This window comes from Nocardia aegles (assembly GCF_052545135.1).
Genome location: NZ_JBQWRI010000015.1, coordinates 19,698 through 38,208, shown reverse-complemented (window position 1 = coordinate 38,208; position 18,511 = coordinate 19,698). Strand labels below are relative to the sequence as shown.

Sequence of the window (18,511 nt, the reverse complement as noted above, 5' to 3'; positions counted from 1 at the left end):
TATCGATGCGTTCCACGCTGGAACGTCACCACAGTGTTACGTTCAGCCGATCGATACTGAATCCGAACAACCCTGTGTTGCGTGACTGTATAGATTGCCGAGACGCGCTGATCGTCTGTACACCGTCGGTCGATCGACTTTATGGGCGACAGATTCACTCATATGTTTCCACCTTGTCAAAAGGGGCACGTTCGAAAATTGTCGTGGTGCCTTGCACGGAATCAACCAAGTCGATCCACGCGGCCGTAGAGGTGTGCGAACACGCTGCTGCGGCCGGATCGGGGCGAACGTCGCCCATCGTCGCTATCGGTGGTGGTGTTTGCACTGATGTGGTTGGCCTGGCTGCCGCGCTACACCACCGAGGTGTACCGCACATCAAAGTGCCAACCACGCTGATCGGCATTATCGACGCGGGAATAGGCATTAAAAATGCTGTCAACCTCGCAGGCCGCAAGAGCGGATTGGGGACGTTCCACCCTCCCGAGCACTCGTTGCTGGACCCGGCGTTCTTGCGCACGCTTCCGGACCGTCACATACGAAACGGCATGGCTGAGATCGCTAAAGTCGCGATCATCGGGGATCGCTCATTGTTCGATCTGCTGACCGAGCATGGCCGTGATCTAGTCGACTCGCGCTTCTCCTCGTTGGATGACTCCGCGGCCGTGGAAGTGCTCCGGCTCTCCGTCGCTGGAATGCTGTCGGAGCTGTCGTCCAACCTCTTTGAAACCGCCGACTATCGACGGCGAATGGACTTCGGTCATACTTTCAGCCCGTATACGGAAGTCGCTTCTAATTACACGGTCCTGCACGGCGAAGCTGTCGCCATGGACATCGCTCTGTCCACACAGATCGCCAATAGTGTCGGGCTCCTGTCGGACGACGACAGCGACGACATTCTGTCGCTGCTGGAAGCCCTCGGGCTTGCTCTGACCTGGCCGTCAACCTCGATCGACGACCTCTGGGCGAGTCTGCATGCCATCACCGAACACCGCAATGGAGACCTTCATCTGGTGGTGCCGGCAGGGATCGCGTCGTGTCAGTATCTCGGGCTCGACGTCATCGGCCCCGCTTTGCTCAGTAACGCACAGATGAAGTTGTCCCGGCGAACGCTCGCCGAAGAGCTGAGCAGTCACCATGCTGCGAGCTGAAGAACCACACCCCTACCGCACGCATCGCTGTGGCGAGATGGCGACCCTGCACAGCGACCGTCAGGTCCGGCTCGCAGGACGGATCGTTGCGATCCGAAACATGGGCAGGATGGTCTTCCTCGTGCTGCGCGACGACACAGGCGAGATCCAACTCGTCGCCCGCGGAGTCGAACTCTGCTCTCAATGTCAACAGCTGGAAGTCGGTTGGGCCGTCAGCGTGGACGGTCGCCTGATCTCCAGACGCCCGCATGAGGTCAACCCCAACCATCCGACCGGCCACATGGAAATCCACGTCGCGTCGATCAGGCTGGTGGCCAGGACCCGCGAGAGGTCGGTGTCTGGCTCGGATCTGGGCCGCGTGCGCGTCGAGTCGGCAATTCGGGAGGTGCTGAAATCCCGCGATTTCACCGAACTGGGAGACGATCTGGCAATCGCGGACGGTGTCGAACTCGAACGGGTGTACCGGATACGCACGATGCTGATTGCCGAGCACACGGCACCGGCGGGGTGCCGGCGTACCAGGCTCGCCGAGATCGACTGTGCGTTCGCTACTTTGGAGGACCTGACCTCCGTAGTGAGGGATCTGGCCCTCACCTGTGGCCAATCCCTATCGGTCCACAGGTGCGCAGATGAAAGTCCGTTTGGGGATGAAGGCAGCATGGCTGCCCAAGGCATGACGATGCTGGTAGGACTGCCCACCGCCGGGCACCCGCTATTTGCCGGTCACGATGTCAGACTCACTGCGTTGGCGGAGCTGATGAACGGCCGCGGCGACCCCGAGGTAGCCCAATGTGTACTTCTCCTGGCCACAGGGCGGGTCGTAGGGGCGGGCGCGGTCCGAACCACCGCCGACGCTGCATTCGGGACCGATGTCGTTGACCCGCTGGTGCGCAGCGAGATCATGGATCGAAAGGCGAGCTGGGATCGGATGGCTCCGCCGGCGGGCGCCTGGTTCAGCCTGGATCTGACTCGGATGATCGAGGGTGCGCAGACGGAGAACCCGTTGAGTGCTGCCCAGGCCGGTCACGACTTGGCCTCACTCCTGCGGATATCCGGATCATCGGCATCGGATCCAATCGGCACTGAGGACTTGGAGCTTTCAGCGCGCCGCATCGAACGCTGGGACATCGAGGCATCTGCCGCGATGGCACGTTCCAGGACTGCGGCCGTGAACCGTTCTGGCAGACGCGGTTTCGGCGATCTCCTCAATGACTTCGCGATGAGTGAGGACGTGTGCGAGCGGCTGTTCGATCTCTTCCCGGCCGTCGGCGACAAACTTGAACACCTGCCCGAAGGCGAACGGTTCGAATGGATCTGGTCGATTCTGGGGAGTGAGTCGGTGCGCGGCGCGCTGCGAGATACGCGCGCCCAGGACGTGATGCGAAGGGCCGTGGAACTCCGGATCATCACAGAACCGCGCCAGATCACCTATATTGACGTTGGCTCCCTCGACGGCTTGCATCGAACTCTCGACCTATATCCGACCGATGGGCCCGCCTCGATCCTGCCGCTGCTCCGGCAGGTATTGGCACACTCACCCGCATCCTTCACGAGTCTCGTCGAAGCGCTCGCCGGTGGGGATGCCGACACCGCGGAACAGGTAACTCACCTACTAGCCGCGGACGGCTCGACGATGGTGCGCGCCGCAGCCGAGCGATGGTTATCCGCACCGGCTCTGTTGCCGATCGTATTGCGGGCGATGCATGAAAGAGTTCCACTAGGTTCGGTGGCCCAGGTAATCCGAGGGCTCGGGCAACGGATCTTCCCCAATCAGCCAGTCGAGCCACACGAATTGCGCACCGCGTTCATCGGGGCGAGCGAGAAAGAGATTCCCGAAGTCCTGGATGTCATCGGTGAATCCGAACCCGGCGAATTATGTATCGGAATCTTGCAGCACCTATTCCGTCCGGTAAGTCAGACTTACATCCAGACGCGAGACACACTCCGACTCACAGCAGATTGCACTCACCACGTATCGGCGAGCGGCCTGACCCCCGGCGGGGAGCACTGGTCCGCCGAACAGCGATGTTACACGTTCGGGGTACCCGGAAGCGCTGGTGGTGCGATCAGGCTGTATCTGTCCAAGAACAGGGCGTCCGCGCTGGCAAAGGCGTCCGTGGGCATCTGCACGGCCGGCGACCTCTCGCTGTATCACCGTTCCGATCACCATCACCTCAATATGGTCGACTCCTCCCACGGCGTGGTTATCGGCAATGCCCAATTGCATGTGCTGACTATCGAAGATCGACAGGTGTTGCTGATTCGATCGGTGAACATCTCCAACGCACATCTGGCGTCCGGCGCTACCCGTTGGCTGGTCGAAGCAACACTGCGCGCGTGTGTCGAGTTGGCCGCGCACAGTGGACTTGCAGGAGTTCATCTAGGCGAAGGACTCTGCTTTTGGCATCTGGATTCCAGCCGACCGCAAATACGAGCCGTGCTGGATTCGCTTCGTCAACAACTGCCGTGCCACAACCTCGATGCCCCATTCTTCCTGTTTCGATTCGGACAGGTCGACGTCGAAATCACCAAGACGTACCGCCTTTGGGACAGACACCGTACCCACGGCCAACCCCCATTGCACCAACTCCTGAAAGTAGCGACATGATTACCCCTCCGACGCTGGACCCGACATCCGCGACCCCCTACGGAAGGTTCGCCGCCGCGTATACCGCGGGTGCCGAGCGACGCTTCAGCGAGGAAATGGCAGTGTTCGCGTTGCAGGCAGCCAACGTCGGGCCGGGCGGCCCCTGCACCTCCGTAGTCGACGTCGCATGCGGGATCGGGGCGGCCTGCGAATACTTCGCGACTACCGGCCTACGAACAATCGGTGTCGACGCCTCCCCTGAGATGCTGGAACAGGCACGCAACTCCGCCAAGAACAGAGGACAACAGATCGACTACATCGAACAAGACATGCGCCACCTGAGCGTCGCAACCAAGGTCGACCTGGTCACCTGCATGTACGACAGTCTGAATTTCATGCTGGTCATCGACGATCTCGAGCAAGCCTTCGACCGTGCGCGCCGGGCGCTGCGCGATGGCGGCCACTACGTCTTCGACATGTACACCCCACGCGGACTAGCCGAAGTCTGGGCATCCGTCGACCAAGTTCACACCATGCATCCCGAGCACTTCGTAGCTACACGCACGGCCTGGAATCCACAGCAGTCGACAAACACCAAGACTCTGTGGGGATTCGATCTCATCGACGGCCAATGGCACCACTGGACCGAACAGCACACCATTCGCGCCTACCCCTTCGACGAAACCGAGAAGGCATTGCGGACCGCGGGTTTCCAACTGCTCCGCGCCGTCGACTGGGCCCGACCACAGCCCAAGCCTGTCTCGGAGTCGACAACCCGAATTGCGTTCGTAGCCAGGGCCAACTGACCGCGGGCCAGGACAGGAAGGACTCTATCCGATGAGTGAACAATTGGCGATCTTAGGCGGACATCCGGTCCGACAGCGCGAGTGGCCGAAATGGCCCCGCTCTGATCACGACACACTGACGGCGATTCGAGAAGTACTGGAGTCCAGTCGTTGGGCCGTCAGCGGGGCCAACGATGGCCGAGTGTGCTTCGAGCGCAGATTTGCCCAAGCCTTCGCAGACTTTAACGAGATCCGCTTCTGCACACCCACCGCTTCGGGGACAGCGGCACTGACGATCGCGCTCCAGGCGCTTGGCGTCGGCCGGGGCGATGAAGTGATCGTTCCAGGGCTGACTTGGGTCGCCTGCGCATCTGCTGTGGTCAATATCGGTGCTGTGCCCGTATTGGCGGATATCGATGCCGCCACACTGGCTATCAGCCCACAGCGTGTGGCCGAGTCCATCTCCGACAGAACCGCAGCGATCCTCATCGTCCATCCGTTCAACAGCGTCGCGGACCTCGACGCCTTCACCTCATTGTCCCGCAGCAGCGGCATACCGCTCATCGAGGACTGTGCCCAAGCGCACGGTGCGCGTTGGCGCGAAAGCCGAGTCGGCACATTCGGGGATGTCGGGTGCTTCAGTATGCAGCAGTCCAAGCTGCTGACAGCTGGAGAAGGCGGCGCTGCGATAACGGCAGATCCCGCACTGTACAGCCGTTTGGAACAGTTGCGATCCGACGGCCGCCTCTTTGCCGCCGACTCCAGGCGAGGCCAGCTCGAACTAGTAGAAGTCGCAGATGTACAAGGCCGCAACGCTTGCCTATCCGAGCTACACGCCGCGGTGCTGTCAGACAGGCTGACGCACCTTCAGAGCGAAAACGACGAGCGATCACAACACGCGAATTATCTCTCTGACCAACTCGCCGAAATCGACGGAGTAAATGCGATAGAGCCGGACCCGCGGGTAACATACAGGACTCACTACAACTACGCGATGCGCGTCAGTAGAGAGGCATTCGCAGGCAACACAATCGACGCAATAGCGCGTGCATTAACCGCCGAACTCAATACACCGGTGAACCCGGTATACGTGCCGCTGAACAGACACCGATTGCTTTGCCCCACCAGAATGCCCCGCGGCGACATGACCGACATCGAGCTTGCGCGCCTGGACCTCACAAAATATCGATTGCCCGAAGCCGACCGCGCCCGCGAGACCTGCATGACACTGACGCAGCCCGTCTTTTTGGATAGCAAGGAGGGGATGCACGAGATTGTCACCGCAATTGAAAAGGTGAAAAACCAAGCCGGAAATTTGCTCAGAACCTCCCAAGCCGACTCCACACAGGCATTTTGACGAAGAAACCAAAACCGGCTTCTGTTCTGCGCGCCCACAGCGCCTCGTTCGAACCCGCGCAGAGAGCGAACTCGACGGCACAGCCGGACGTTGTCGCGTCATGGAATAGCGTCGTCCTCGTAATCCTGTAGCGCTCAGCAAGGTTCGACGGATCGTCCTGTGTTCCGCCACCCGCGCGCAGACCAGGCCGGCCGGGGCCGATGCTGAGACCAGAGGCCGCGTTGACGTACGCTTTGGGCTTGTCCTAAGCCATGGGGCGACTGACCTCGCTCCCCCAATCATGGATGGATGATGCACCCATACCGCTCCCACACCTGCGCCGAGCTGCGTTCATCGGATGTCGACCGCGATGTGCGGCTGTCCGGGTGGCTCCACAATCGGCGCGACCTCGGAGGCGTGCTGTTCATCGATCTGCGAGACAACTACGGCATAGTCCAGCTTGTCGTGCGGCCCGGCTCCGCAGTCTTCGACCAGCTCAGCCATATGCCCAAGGAATCAGTGATCCGTGTCGACGGGCGAGTGCTTGCTCGCGCCCCGGAGAACGTCAACCCGGGAATTGGATCGGGCGAGATCGAGGTAGAAGTCTCGAACTTCGAAGTCCTCGGCACTTGCGAACCGCTGCCGTTCCAGATTTTTCCCGAGGACAAGGTAGGCGAAGAGACGCGCCTTCGCTACCGGTTCCTCGACCTGCGCCGTCAACGGATGCACGCCAACATCCTCCTTCGTTCGGCCGTCATCGCGGCCATCCGGCAGAAGATGACCACCCGCGGGTTCTTCGACATGCAGACCCCCATCCTCTCGGCTACCAGCCCCGAGGGAGCACGCGACTTTCTGGTGCCTTCACGGACTCACCCCGGCAAGTTCTATGCCTTGCCGCAAGCTCCGCAGCAATTCAAACAGCTACTCATGATCAGCGGTTTCGACCGGTACTTCCAGATCGCGCCGTGTTTCCGCGACGAAGACGCCCGCGCCGACCGCTCACCCGGCGAGTTCTATCAGCTCGACATCGAGATGAGCTTCGTCGAACAAGAAGACGTGTTCCAGATCATCGAGGAAGTGTTCGTCGAACTGTTCACCGAGTTCGCGCCCGACCGCCGGACCACCGCACCGTTCCCCCGCATCGCCTACCGCGACTCCATGGCCCGGTACGGAACCGACAAGCCCGACCTGCGCGCCCCACTCGAACTCGTCGACGTGTCACACCTGTTCCGCGACAGCGAGTTCAAAGCCTTCTCGAACAAGCATGTTCGCGCACTGGCGGTCCACGACTGCGCCGACAAACCACGCTCGTTCTACGACCAGCTCGGCGCATTCGCCATCGAGCAGGGAGCAGCCGGGCTGGCCTGGGTGAAGATCGGCGACAACGCTGCGCTGTCCGGCCCGATCGCGAAGTTCCTCACCGACGAAGTCGCTGGACAACTGATCTCCGCAGTCGAAGGAAAGCCCGGCACCGCAGTGTTCTTCGGCGCCGGCGCCGAAGCCGACGTAGCGAAGATCATGAGCGAGGTCCGGGTGGAAGCGGCCAAGCGCGCGGGCATCTTCGAGGAAAACGTGTTCCGCTTCGCGTGGGTTGTCGACTTCCCGATGTACGAGAAGGCCGACGACGGCTCGATCGAGTTCAGCCACAACCCGTTCTCGATGCCACAAGGCGGAATGGACGCGCTTCGCAATCAGGAACCACTCGACATCCTTGCATGGCAGTACGACATCGTATGCAACGGCATCGAACTGTCCAGTGGAGCGGTCCGCAACCACGACCCCGAAATCATGTACGAGGCCTTCCGCATTGCCGGATACGACAAGGACCACGTCGACAGCCAATTCGGCGGCATGGTGCGGGCCCTGCACTACGGTGCACCGCCCCACGCCGGTATCGCGCCAGGCGTGGACCGAATTGTCATGCTTCTCGCAGATGAACCCAACATCCGCGAAACCATCGCGTTCCCGCTCAACCAGAATGCACAAGACCTCCTTATGGGCGCACCGACCGACGTCGAACCAGTACGGTTGCGTGAACTCCACCTCAATCCGCGCAAGCCGCAGTGAGAAGACCAGGTGGTCGTGAACGCGCGATGCGCGGGCCAGCGGGCACCATACCGCCGCGCGCACCGCTACCGCGCGGTTCGTTGAGGAGTCGTCGGACAGCCGGTCACGCATGAGCGGCGGCTATCCGGCGTCCGGACCAAAGGACAGATCCGGATCGCCTTCGACGGCGCCGAATTCGGCTTCCAGTCGACCGATGTAGCGGGCCAGCTCTCGCGCGTTGAGCGCGGGGGTGTTTCCGGTGGTGTCCAAGTAATCCCCAACGGCTGATGCTCAGCGACGTAACGACCCAGGGTATCCGCGTCCGGTTCCGGGACCCTCGCTGACACATGGCGGCGCAGGTCGTCGTGACCTGACCCGACCGCGCGGGAGCACTGACCCGGTTTGGCGTCCGCGTGGCGCGTTCTCGGGCCGATGACGATGGATTCCGCGAACGACCCGAAGCCCATCCTGCATCCGCGTTATGCGCGGTGGGGCCTCGGCCTCCCGACGGGTGGCCGGCTGGCCCAGAACTGATCGAAGGAGCGAGGGCCGAACACTTCCGCGATGTCGCCAGTGTTGAGTGGCGTAGGCGGCCCACCTCGGGGAAACCACCAGCGCCTACCACCAGGCAGGTGCCACGCTGCCGGGGCGCGGCCTCGACCGTCTACTCCTTGAGCCCAACCCCGTTCACCCTCGCCCGCCGCCACCTGTTCCGCACTTGGCCGAGCACCGACCCGCAGATCCTCCACTACCGCGTGTGGTTCACCGAGTTCGACGCCCGCCTCGACCAGCTCATCGACACCGGCTGCCCGGCACCTGCTCACGTTTACGAGGCCGCTGTGCGGGCCCTACACGACGGCTTCGTCAGCGGCGAATCCGCCGACTACGGCGTGCTGGACGCACTTCTGCCCGAACACCATTCGTCCCACCGTCAACCCATGAAGGTCAGGTAGCCCAATGCTCACCGACGACACCGTTACCGCCTCCTATGACCAGCATGCGGCCGCGTTCGCCGCCGAAGCCGCCAAGAGCCCTTACAACGCCCACTACGACCGGCCCACCGTGCTCGACCTGCTCGGTGATCTCACCGACCGCGTCGTCCTCGACGCCGGATGCGGGCCCGGCCTCTACATCACCGAACTACTCGCCCGCGGCGCCCACGTCATCGCCATCGACGCCAGCGCCAACATGATCGACCTGGCCCGCCGTCACACCACCGGCCAGATCACCCTGCGACAACACGACCTCACCCAACCCCTGTACTGGCTGGCGTCGAACTCCGTCGACATCGGCCTGCTCGCCCTGGTCATCCACTACATCGACAACCGCATCACCCTGCTCCGCGAACTCCATCGCGTCCTGCGCCCCGGCGGTCACCTGATCATCTCCACCAGCCATCCCACCGCCGATTGGCTCACCACCGACGGCAGTTACTTCGACACCGGGTGGATCGAGCAGAAGTGGTCGTGCGGCATAACCCACCGCTTCTGGCACCAACCGCTGCAAACATGGTGTCCCGAATTCACCACAGCGGGATTCGTCATCGACGCGATCACCGAGCACCAACCGTCCCCGGAGATGGCCCGCACGCATCCGGCCGAGTACCAGACCCTGACCCGGCAGCCCGGCTTCATCGCCTACCGGCTCACCAAACCCTCCACCGCCGACACCCGCACCCGCTGACAATGAGTGACCTGCCACAATGCCGCATGCCCACTTCCGCGCAGAACCCGGTGATCACCGTCGTGAGCGGCCCTCCCGGATCGGATAAGTCCACCCTCGCCCACACCCTGGCCGAGCGCGCCGGCATTCCGGCGATCATCCGCGACGAGATCAAACAGGGCATGGTCGCCGCCACCACACCGCCGCGCGACGGCGACTACGAAGACCTCAACATCCCCGTCCTCCACGTGTTCTTCGACGTGCTGACCGTGCTCGCCCGTGGTGGTGTCAGCGCGGTCGCCGAAGCCGCGTTCCAGGACAAGCTCTGGCGCCCGAACCTGCTGCGCGTGGCCGAGTTCGCCGAAAACCGCATCATCCACTGCAACGCCCCCCAACAGGTCCTCCACGACCGCATCACCGACCGCGCCGAGCACGACCCGCACCGGCGCGCCCACAACGACGCCGGCCTGCTTGCCGAAATCACAGCCGGAACCCGCACTGTCGCGTCCTTCGTGCCGGTGAACATGGACGTCGCGCAGATAACCGTGGACACCACCGACGGGTACGAGCCGGGTCTCGACGCCATCGCGCGGTTCGTCACCGCGCCCGGCCAGCAGCCCGGTCGGTGAGCTGATCCGATGATCGTGGGCAACCGGCTACCAGCGGTTTCGGTTAGCTCGAACCAGATTGCGTTAATTGAACCATCCAATACCATTGCCGGGCCGATGATTTCGGCACCGGCCTGAGCGTGCAGGACAGCCATCTGTCCCATCAGCAGCTCGCATGGGCACGATTCCGGACGGGGCGATCGAGGCGGTGTGGTGATGAGGAACCGGTACGCGGGCGGATGTTCGTGGTGTTCGGTATGGGTCTACGCCGAAGGCGGGTTCTTGTCCGGCGACTCGGACTCCGGCTGGAAAATCGAATGCGCGACCTGTCACTGGTTGTCAGAGACTTTCTCCAACGGCGTCGATCCAGACGAGTTCGACTGGGAACTACCCGCACCGACCGGCTGCGCCAAATCGGTCCGCATCCGCGTGCTCGGCCTGATCCGGCCCTGCTGGAAATGCGGTCTCGCCACCGTCTGTGTTTGTGGCATGTACCCCGACCGTCCCGCCCGAGGCTATTGCGGGCTGTTCACCACCGAAGATGACAACGCAATGTCCAGAGCAGCCCAACTGCTGCGATCAGCCGGCTGCACGGAGATCGAGGCGACGATCCAGCGGACGCACAGCAAAACACGCCGCACCGTAGTCCTCGCTGTCTGCTGCACCGGATGCGGTGCCATGCAAGGCAACTTCATGGTCGGCGAGACAGCCCTCTCCCTGGTCGCTGGCGGCGGAGTCGATGCCTTGGACACCCTCGCCGTCGCCAACTGCCCTGCCGCCGACTGGCAGTACATCGTGCACCACCCACTACACAGCGTCATCGCCGTGTAGCACCTCGCCAAATCCGTCGGGATGTCGCGAGCACTCCCGCCACCGAGAAGCACTGAACGACCCAGCCCACGCCCCGGATATGGATCACGCTCCGTGTGAACAGAAGCACTTGACAGGGAACTCTGTTCGTGTCCCCATTGCCAGCGTCTGTCCGGTGGCCCGGTGATGTCGTGGGTCGACTTTCCCCGCGCCGGGTTCAAGTGGACCGGGCCGGGCGGGGAACCAGTCTGGTACAACACCTTCGAAGATTCCCAGCGCGGTTTTTGCGGAATCTGTGGCAGCTCGATCGCGGCCCAGGACGACGGCGACGCGGAACTGATCGGCGTCACCATGATGAGCCTCGATGATCACAGCGACCTGGTGCCCGAGCGACAGAGTTTCCGACCGAACGCTGTCCCGTGGCTTCCGATTGTCGGCGCGCAGGACTGAGCGAGTTTAGGTCCGAGCCCGTTCAATCCGGCAGGATGCGCGGGGCTCCCGGTCACGGCTCTCGACCTCGAGCCCCGCGTGCTACCGGTGGGCCCGGCGACGCCGGACAGTGCGGCGGCCTCGCCGAAGACACCCGGGACCGATCGTACTGACGTTCTGCGAGCCCTCCGGCGATCATCTGGGCGAGCACGCGGCGGACAGTGTGCCGTCGGACCCGACGAGTTCGGCGATCTCCTTGAGCCGGTACGGCGTCGAGGCGGGGCGCGTGGGAAGGTTCGAAACTGCTTGGAACACTTGCAGGTCTCCGAGCTGGTGGGCGACCTCGATCAACGACGGGAGCATTTGCTCGAGCATTGCGGCGTCGGCGCTTCCGGGGCCGCGCAGGGCGTATTCGAGCTGGGTGACCTCGGCCACCTCGGCGGCGGAGCGGGCCAGCAGCGCAATCAGGTTGTCGCGGCTGTTCGGATTCACCTCTTCAGAGACACACCACTGCCGTCGGCGTGGAAGCGGAATCCGCCTGGCTTCGGAGCCCCTTTCACCGCCGCCGCACACTCCGAGTCGATCAGCACGGAAACCCATGCGAGCCAGCCCCGATGTGATTGTTCGAAGTCGTGTTCAGTGCTGACGTGCGGATTCGGTTGCGGTTGAAGGGGGCTTCGAACATTGGCGTGTCTCGTACTCGTGTTCAGTACGGTGTTTTGACTCGTACTCGGCTTCAGCACGGGGGTTGTCGGGATGGCCGGGGATTCGTCGTTGTCGGATCGTTTGCCGACAACCGCGATCCGCGCGCCGGAGCCCCTCAAGCCAAGAGCGGTCGACGAGAAGTTCGCCCTCATCATCGGTGACGGTCAGGTGTGCGCCGTCGCGGAGATCACCGGCGTCACTGACCACGGCGACCGCATCGCGGTCGAAGGCGATGTCCTCGAAGAAGGGCATCCGGTGCGTGACGCCTGGATCGGCCGCCCCGCCCCCCGTGGTGAACAACTCGCAGAACCCGGTCGGCTACATCACCCTGGACGAGGAAGCCGAATTCACCGAACGCCCCTGCGGCTGCGGCTGCGGGGCGATCAGCACCCGCGATTTCCTGCCCGGCCACGACGTGCGCTCCATGCAGGACCGGGTCAGGGGCATGTTCGCCGGATCCGCCCTGGAATTCATCCACGGGGTCGATGGCATGGCCGACGAACACGGCGTGCCCGTCCTCGCCATCCGCAACCCGGCCCCGCGACACCACCACCGACCCAGCGGTGGAACCCGTGCCCGCCGCCGCGGGGATCAGCTACGATTCGCTACTTGCTCACGCGGGCCCGACTGATGGGGAAACCCATTGAGCGGCAACAGGCTCGGCACGCACATCAAGTACCGGGAGTTCCTGCCCTGCCCCGGGGGCGTGCGACGGGGAGTACCTGTCCTAGCCACCGGGGCGGCTCACCGACGACCTCGAATGGTGCAAGGCGACGGGAAAATGTCAGCAGGCGGGCGACATCGAAACGTCAGTAGTTCGCGATCACGGCGATCGGATTGACCTGCTGGCCGCTGAGTTCGGTTCGTGATGGGATTCGGGTTGTTCCATCACGGGACATGGCTTCCGGAGGAGACAATCTGACCATGTCCGCGCCCAGGCCCCCGGTGGCCTACAACGCCCCGGAACGGGCCCGCTACGTGGTCGAACGGTTACAGACTTCGGACTCGGTACCGCCGCTGGGGGAACAGGATTGGACCCGAATACGCCAGCGACTCGAGGAGGCCTACACCCAAATCAGTGACCTACACCTGGGCGACCTGCCGTGGGCACGAGCGCGCGTGGCGCTCGGCGCGCTGATGATTGCGGTGCTGGTCATCGGCTTCTAATGGCAACTGGACTTGATCTGGCGTGCCGACGGGGTCTCCTATCGCACCGTGCTGATCCCCGTGCTCACAGCGCTCCCCGCCTACGCCGTCCTCCAGGTCCTGGCGGGGCTGGTGTTTCTAGCCGCCCATCTGTTCGGCACAGGTTTCGCCCGCGATCCCCGTGCAGCCGATGTGCGGGGTGGCCGTATCTACTTCGGGTTTGCTGTGATCGGGCCGATCATCTGGGCGCTTGTGTCGGTCTTCCACTACAGCTGGCCACAGGTCGCCGTCATCGTGACGGTGGAGTCGTTGGCTTGGGGTTCCCTGCTTCCCGCACTTACCGATCACGTCAGAATTTCGCTGACGCGGGCAGCCGATCCGCGGGATCTGCTTGTCGTCGATCTTGCGGCCTTCCTTGTCGTTGCGTCGGTGAGTTTGGAAAACGACGGCGAACCCAAGCAGTGGCTGTTTCCACAGCCGAGCTGGGCTCAACAGTCAAGCTGGGACCGGATGGCCTATTGGAATGGCCTCTTCGGCAAGGATAATCCCGACAGAACTCTTGATCCGATCGTTCCGGTTGTCGGGCTCAGCGCCCAAGTTTTCGCATGGCGGCACAACCACCGCATGCGGGTGCTGTTCGCCGACGGCCTCGAATCCGCGGCCGATCGCACCGAATCCCACCTGTCCAAGATCGCGATCGGCGGATCTGCGGAGATTCGATCCGCGGTCCGCCACACCGCCGCCAAGATCGGTGCGACACTGCGGAAATACGCCGTCGACATCGTCCTGGGCGGTACCGAACACGACCGGGCACTGCCCGGCAAGCTCACCCAGGCACTTACCGATGCGGCGTGGGGCCGCTGGGCTTCGCTCGGCAGCGAAGACCCGACGCCGGTCGTGAGGCGCTTAGTCGGACGGTTCGGACCACGCCTTGCCACCGCCGCCGCGCTTGTCGCGGTGGGAATCCTCGCACCGATCTGGTTTCACGCCGAATTCGGCGAGGCAGCCGGACAGTTCCGCACCGCGGTGTTCACAACCGCGGCCCTCAGCCTGACTGAAGCTCCGAGAGTAATCATCGATCAGCTGTCGAAGCAGGCTCAGTCCTTTATCGACCGCCCCCATTGACTGGGATTCCGCCAAATGCCCTGACCGAGCATCGAGAGGTTCCGGCCCGTGGCGGCAGGCGAGGAATTCTACGGTCCGGCGAGCATGGACATCGTGGTGACGGTCGGCCGGGACGACTACTTAGCTCGCGCTCAGCGATGCCGCTGAATGTGCGGGGATGAGCCTGGAGGCCCTGGTCTCCGCCTGTCATCCTCACATCGCCGCGCTTGCCAGTCCGACAGCCAGACGCCCGTAGACAGCTGCCTCTTCCCCAGCGGGCGTTGTACGGCTCGCCAGCCCCTGCCGGGCGGATGGCGGAGGGCCCACCGAGGTGGTGCTGCGGCGATGTAGTGCGCGGCTTGTGACACACGAGTGTCGATGCCCACCGGACCACACGATAGCGTTCGATACCCACCCCGCCGAGACGCCTTCTACGCCACCGGCATTCCGTGCCACCCGGCCTGACAGCCCGTGCAGACGAGACCGGAATACTTTGTGGGCCAATAGACTGGATGACAACTGCGGGGGCAACCGTAATGTGATGGAACAACTGCTCACCATGACAGGTCATCTCGGAAGGAATCACCATCGCGCAGGCCCCGCGCGAATGGATCCTGCTCTCGTCGATCCACGTGCTGCTCGTGGCGCGCTCGGACCAGTTCCCGGGGTCTGCCCACTGCGATCCCTGTTCCTCGCTGGCGGCCGTCGAGGGCCTGCTCGAAGCCCCTCGAACGCTCCGGCGAGTCCAATGGTTGCGGCGGGCCCGGCCCGCCCGTGCTGCCGCTTGGCCTGCCGATGGTGGTGGATCTGCTTGGACTGTCCGTGCTGAACGTGTGGGCGGATCGCATCCCGATGCACCGGTGCGCAGCATGCGATCGACCGTCACCGCGAGGGGCCGCGCCGGGGCCGTAGTGAGGTAGCGGTCTACTCGGCGGCCGGGCAGCCAGCGACCGCAGAATCGGGATATGTCTGATGAGTTGAGCGAACACGAGCAGCTACTTCGCCGCCTGCCGCTGCCGTACTCGCTGGCATTGCGGCTACGCGACACAGGCGTGGACTCCGCGCTGATCAGTGAGTATCTCGGGGTCGAACCCGAGTCCCTGGCGGGCGTGTATCGCATTGCCGAAGCGAAACTCGCCGCTCTGCGCAGCGCGCAAAACGCGACGGCCCGGGACGAGCCGGGGCCGCACATGGAGTAGCTCTGTCGAATGCGTCGTCGAGCAACGGCGATCAGGGGGAGGTGGCAGGGACTCGTCTGCGGTGTCGCGGGTCGTCTCCCGCCCCCTGCGTCGCTCCCACCAGAAACTGCGGCTCGCACCTCGCGATTACCCACACGGGGTGCGGGCCGGGTTTGTAGAATCGGAGAGTGTGATGCAGGAGTGGCCACTGATCGGTCGCTCTGAGGAGCTGGCGTTCATCGAAGCTGCGATGCGTCGGCGCGACAGAGCCGGCGGCGTGGTACTGGCCGGTGGCGCGGGGGTAGGGAAAACCCGTCTCGCTCGCGAAGCAGCCGAGCTGCAGCGGCGACGAGGCGCGCAGGTGTGGTGGGTGACCGCGACCGAGTGCGCGCGAGCGGTGCCGTTGGGTGCGTTCGCAGAGTTTGTGCCCGATCTAGGTGACCCGCATACGCTGGTGCGCCGTGTGGTGGATCGGATCGCGAGTGGGCCTCACCGGGTCGTGGTCGTGGCCGATGACGCGCACTTGCTCGATGATCTGTCGGCGCTGGTGGTGAATCAGCTTGTGCTGCAGGGGCGGGCGAGCGTGGTGGCGACCGTCCGCACGGGTGAACGAGTACCGGATGCGGTCGCGGCGGTGTGGAAGGACGAGCACCTCGACCGGCTCGAGATCCAGCCGTTGTCCGAACAAGAAACCGAGGCCGTCGTGGCGGCCGCGCTCGGTGGGCGCGTCGACAGTGCCACGGTGCGCCGACTGTGGCGACTCAGCCGCGGAAACGCGCTGTTTCTGCGGCAACTCGTCGTCCCGGGCGCGTTCTGCCAGGACGGGGATGTGTGGCGGTCAGCGGGTGAGGTCGAGGTCCCCGCAATGCTGTCCGACATGGTCAACACCCGGATGCTGACGCTGTCCGGCGACGTCCGCGCGGTGGTCGATCTGCTCGCGCTGAGCGAGCCCCTTCCGGCCGACCTGCTCGACGCGGCGGTCGGAAATGGTGCCGTGGAGCGGGCCGAGGACGTCGGGGTGGTGTCTGTCGCAGCAGAGGACGCACGGTGGGACGTCCGATTCACGCATCCGCTGTTCGGAGAGGTCCGCCGTGCCGGGATGGGTCTGCTGCGTGCGCGACGGTTACGCGGTGAGATCGCGACGGCGTTGACAGACAGGAATTCGCCGCGACTCGATCTTCGGCTGCGGCGGGCGATGTTGCTGCTCGAGTCCGATCTCGCCGCCGATGTGCCGTTGTTCGTCGAGGTCGGCGAGCGCGCGCTCGGATTGTCCGATTTCGGACTGGCCGAGCGTCTCGGGCGCGCGGCGGTGGCCGCGGGCGGCGGATTCCCCGCGCAGGCAATCGTGGCATTCGCGGCGTTGTGGTCGGGGCGGCCCGAGGTCACCGACGTCGAACTCGCCGTGTTGGCCGACCTGGCCGTTGACGACGAGCAATTCGTGCGTGCAACGGTGACGCGGGCTACCAACCTGGCCTACATGCTTGGGCATCCCGACCAAGCCCGCGCGATCTTGCGCCAGGGAATCGACCGGGTCGCGGCACCACCGCTGCGGGACATTCTGCGCGCACTACGCGCGATGATCGACGCTTCGGCCGGTGCGCTCGACACGGTGTGGACAGTCGCCACCGAAATCCTGGCGGCATCCGGCTCCGACGATGCGGCGGTGCTGATCGCTTCGGCCGCCATGGCTCTCTGGGCGTCCACCACCGGCCGTGACGAGCTGTCTGACTACATGGCCCGGGGGACATCCGCCAGTGAACGAGTGGCCGAGTTCGCGAACTTCCTGGCTCCCTTGACCGTGGTGTACGTCAGCGGCCTCGTCTGGGCGGGCCACGTCGACCGGGCCAGCACCGCCGCCGCACGATATCGCGCGTCGGTCGAGGATTCCCCCTACGCCCAGGGCGGCTACCTGGTCGGCATCACCCTACTCGCCCGCGGTGAGCTCGATGCCGCTCGCACCGAATTACAGGACGAGTGCCGACGCTTGGCACCATTGGGAAGCTCCGGTGGTGGCGCGTACTACGGGGCATTGACCGCGTTGACCCGCTGCCTGGCGCTGCTGGGCGACCTCGACGCCGCGCGCAGCACCCAAGCGCAGATGCGCCGCCACCGAACGCCCATCGCCGCATTCCACGAACCGCTCGACCAGCTCGCCGACGCCTGGGTCGCCGCGGCCGAGGGCAATGTCAGCGCGGCGATCACCCTCGCGCACAACGCCGCCGCGACCGCGCGGCGACTGAGCCAACACATGCACACGGTCATCGCGTTGCACACCGCTGCCCGATTCGGTGACCGGACCGTCGCGCCCGAGCTCGCCGAGCTGGCTACCCACGTGGAGGGGCCCAGAGCGGTGGCCGCGGCCGCGCACGCTGCGGCACTGGCCGCGGACGACGCCACAGCTCTGATTGCGGCGGCGAGGGCATTCGAAGACATGGGTGACCGGCTATGCGCGGCAGATGCGGCGGCCCAGGCCGCCGACTCGTATCGTCGCCACCAACGTCTCGGGTCGGCGAACCTCGCGGCCGCGCGGGTCGTGCGCCTGGCGACCGAGTGCGGGGCACACAGCCCGGCGCTGGCGCTGGCGGCCAGCCCACTACCGTTGTCGGATCGCGAACGCGAGATCATCACCTTGGCGGCCGGGGGACTGACCAACCAGGAGATCGCCGAGCGGCTGACCGTCTCCCGCCGCACTGTCGAAGGTCACCTCTACCGCGCGAGCAGGAAACTCGGCGTCGCCGGCCGTCACGAATTCGCCGCGATCCTCGGCCGCGACGCCAAGTAACCGGCCGCGCGGCCGTTCCCGTGCGAGCGGCGCAGGGTGGTGCGCCGCATCGAGTAGGTAGTCACGCGGTCGGCGTCGACTTCGAGTACCGACATACTCGCGCCGCCCGGCTCCACCGGACCGATGCTGTCTGGAGACAACCGTTCGAGATCGTGGGAGATGGCGATGGCGAGCGCTAGCTGGCC

The 18,511-nt window shown here is 64.3% G+C and carries 17 protein-coding genes and 1 pseudogene; 15 read left to right on the top strand and 3 right to left on the bottom strand.

Features of this window, described 5'->3' with window-relative positions; translation table 11 throughout:
* The first annotated feature begins 5 nt into the window (after positions 1-5).
* From ACT89H_RS27660 to aspS, 5 genes are all read left to right on the top strand, one after another.
* Positions 6-1,148, top strand: a complete 1,143-nt coding sequence (locus ACT89H_RS27660; protein WP_445111604.1) for a 3-dehydroquinate synthase family protein — start codon at positions 6-8, stop codon at positions 1,146-1,148.
* Positions 1,135-3,756 carry an OB-fold nucleic acid binding domain-containing protein gene (locus tag ACT89H_RS27655; protein WP_445111603.1) on the top strand — a complete coding sequence of 874 codons (2,622 nt, stop codon included), beginning with the start codon at positions 1,135-1,137 and terminating at the stop codon, positions 3,754-3,756. Before ACT89H_RS27660 ends, ACT89H_RS27655 begins: the two co-directional genes overlap by 14 nt.
* Before the next feature lie 101 nt (positions 3,757-3,857).
* Positions 3,858-4,541: a class I SAM-dependent methyltransferase gene (locus ACT89H_RS27650; RefSeq protein WP_445111602.1), complete on the top strand. Its 684-nt coding sequence runs from the start codon at positions 3,858-3,860 to the stop codon at positions 4,539-4,541.
* Between the two features lie 31 nt (positions 4,542-4,572).
* Positions 4,573-5,877, top strand: a complete 1,305-nt coding sequence (locus ACT89H_RS27645) for a DegT/DnrJ/EryC1/StrS family aminotransferase (protein WP_445111601.1) — start codon at positions 4,573-4,575, stop codon at positions 5,875-5,877.
* A gap of 288 nt (positions 5,878-6,165) precedes the next feature.
* Positions 6,166-7,923, top strand: coding sequence for an aspartate--tRNA ligase (gene aspS, locus ACT89H_RS27640; protein WP_445111600.1), 1,758 nt, complete (start codon positions 6,166-6,168; stop codon positions 7,921-7,923).
* Between the two features lie 120 nt (positions 7,924-8,043).
* Here the strand turns inward: aspS and ACT89H_RS27635 are convergent, their stop codons facing one another.
* Positions 8,044-8,172 carry a hypothetical protein gene (locus ACT89H_RS27635; protein ID WP_445111599.1) on the bottom strand — a complete coding sequence of 43 codons (129 nt, stop codon included), beginning with the start codon at positions 8,170-8,172 and terminating at the stop codon, positions 8,044-8,046.
* Positions 8,173-8,573: 401 nt separating this feature from the next.
* Between ACT89H_RS27635 and ACT89H_RS27630 the strand changes: the two genes are divergently transcribed.
* From ACT89H_RS27630 to ACT89H_RS27610, 5 genes and pseudogenes are all read left to right on the top strand, one after another.
* Complete coding sequence (locus ACT89H_RS27630) at positions 8,574-8,855, top strand: hypothetical protein (RefSeq protein ID WP_445111598.1); 282 nt, start codon at positions 8,574-8,576, stop codon at positions 8,853-8,855.
* Between the two features lie 4 nt (positions 8,856-8,859).
* Positions 8,860-9,585 (top strand): class I SAM-dependent methyltransferase, encoded by a 726-nt coding sequence (locus ACT89H_RS27625; protein WP_445111597.1) that lies wholly within the window; start codon positions 8,860-8,862, stop codon positions 9,583-9,585.
* 26 nt (positions 9,586-9,611) lie between these two features.
* Entirely contained in the window at positions 9,612-10,193 is a 582-nt protein-coding gene (locus ACT89H_RS27620; protein ID WP_445111596.1) for a P-loop nucleotide/nucleoside kinase family protein, read from the top strand.
* A gap of 261 nt (positions 10,194-10,454) precedes the next feature.
* Positions 10,455-11,003, top strand: a complete 549-nt coding sequence (locus ACT89H_RS27615; protein WP_445111595.1) for a hypothetical protein — start codon at positions 10,455-10,457, stop codon at positions 11,001-11,003.
* Positions 11,004-11,126: 123 nt separating this feature from the next.
* A pseudogene (locus ACT89H_RS27610) lies at positions 11,127-11,432 on the top strand (GFA family protein); the annotation flags it as partial.
* A 174-nt stretch (positions 11,433-11,606) separates the two neighbouring features.
* On the opposite strand, the gene ACT89H_RS27605 reads toward ACT89H_RS27610, so the two are convergent.
* Together ACT89H_RS27605 and ACT89H_RS27600 are read right to left on the bottom strand one after the other, a co-directional pair.
* A complete protein-coding gene (locus ACT89H_RS27605) occupies positions 11,607-11,903 on the bottom strand; it encodes a hypothetical protein (protein WP_445111594.1) in 297 nt (98 codons plus the stop codon).
* A gap of 144 nt (positions 11,904-12,047) precedes the next feature.
* Complete coding sequence (locus ACT89H_RS27600) at positions 12,048-12,368, bottom strand: hypothetical protein (protein WP_445111593.1); 321 nt, start codon at positions 12,366-12,368, stop codon at positions 12,048-12,050.
* Positions 12,369-12,375: 7 nt separating this feature from the next.
* Between ACT89H_RS27600 and ACT89H_RS27595 the strand changes: the two genes are divergently transcribed.
* The 5 genes from ACT89H_RS27595 (at position 12,376) to ACT89H_RS27575 (ending at position 18,326) form a co-directional block, all read left to right on the top strand.
* A complete protein-coding gene (locus ACT89H_RS27595) occupies positions 12,376-12,747 on the top strand; it encodes a hypothetical protein (RefSeq protein WP_445111592.1) in 372 nt (123 codons plus the stop codon).
* A 293-nt stretch (positions 12,748-13,040) separates the two neighbouring features.
* Positions 13,041-13,283 carry a hypothetical protein gene (locus tag ACT89H_RS27590; RefSeq protein ID WP_445111591.1) on the top strand — a complete coding sequence of 81 codons (243 nt, stop codon included), beginning with the start codon at positions 13,041-13,043 and terminating at the stop codon, positions 13,281-13,283.
* A gap of 48 nt (positions 13,284-13,331) precedes the next feature.
* A complete protein-coding gene (locus tag ACT89H_RS27585; RefSeq protein ID WP_445111590.1) occupies positions 13,332-14,387 on the top strand; it encodes a hypothetical protein in 1,056 nt (351 codons plus the stop codon).
* Positions 14,388-15,331: 944 nt separating this feature from the next.
* Positions 15,332-15,565 carry a hypothetical protein gene (locus ACT89H_RS27580; RefSeq protein WP_445111589.1) on the top strand — a complete coding sequence of 78 codons (234 nt, stop codon included), beginning with the start codon at positions 15,332-15,334 and terminating at the stop codon, positions 15,563-15,565.
* Between the two features lie 172 nt (positions 15,566-15,737).
* Positions 15,738-18,326, top strand: a complete 2,589-nt coding sequence (locus tag ACT89H_RS27575; RefSeq protein WP_445111640.1) for a helix-turn-helix transcriptional regulator — start codon at positions 15,738-15,740, stop codon at positions 18,324-18,326.
* Positions 18,327-18,511 lie beyond the last annotated feature (185 nt).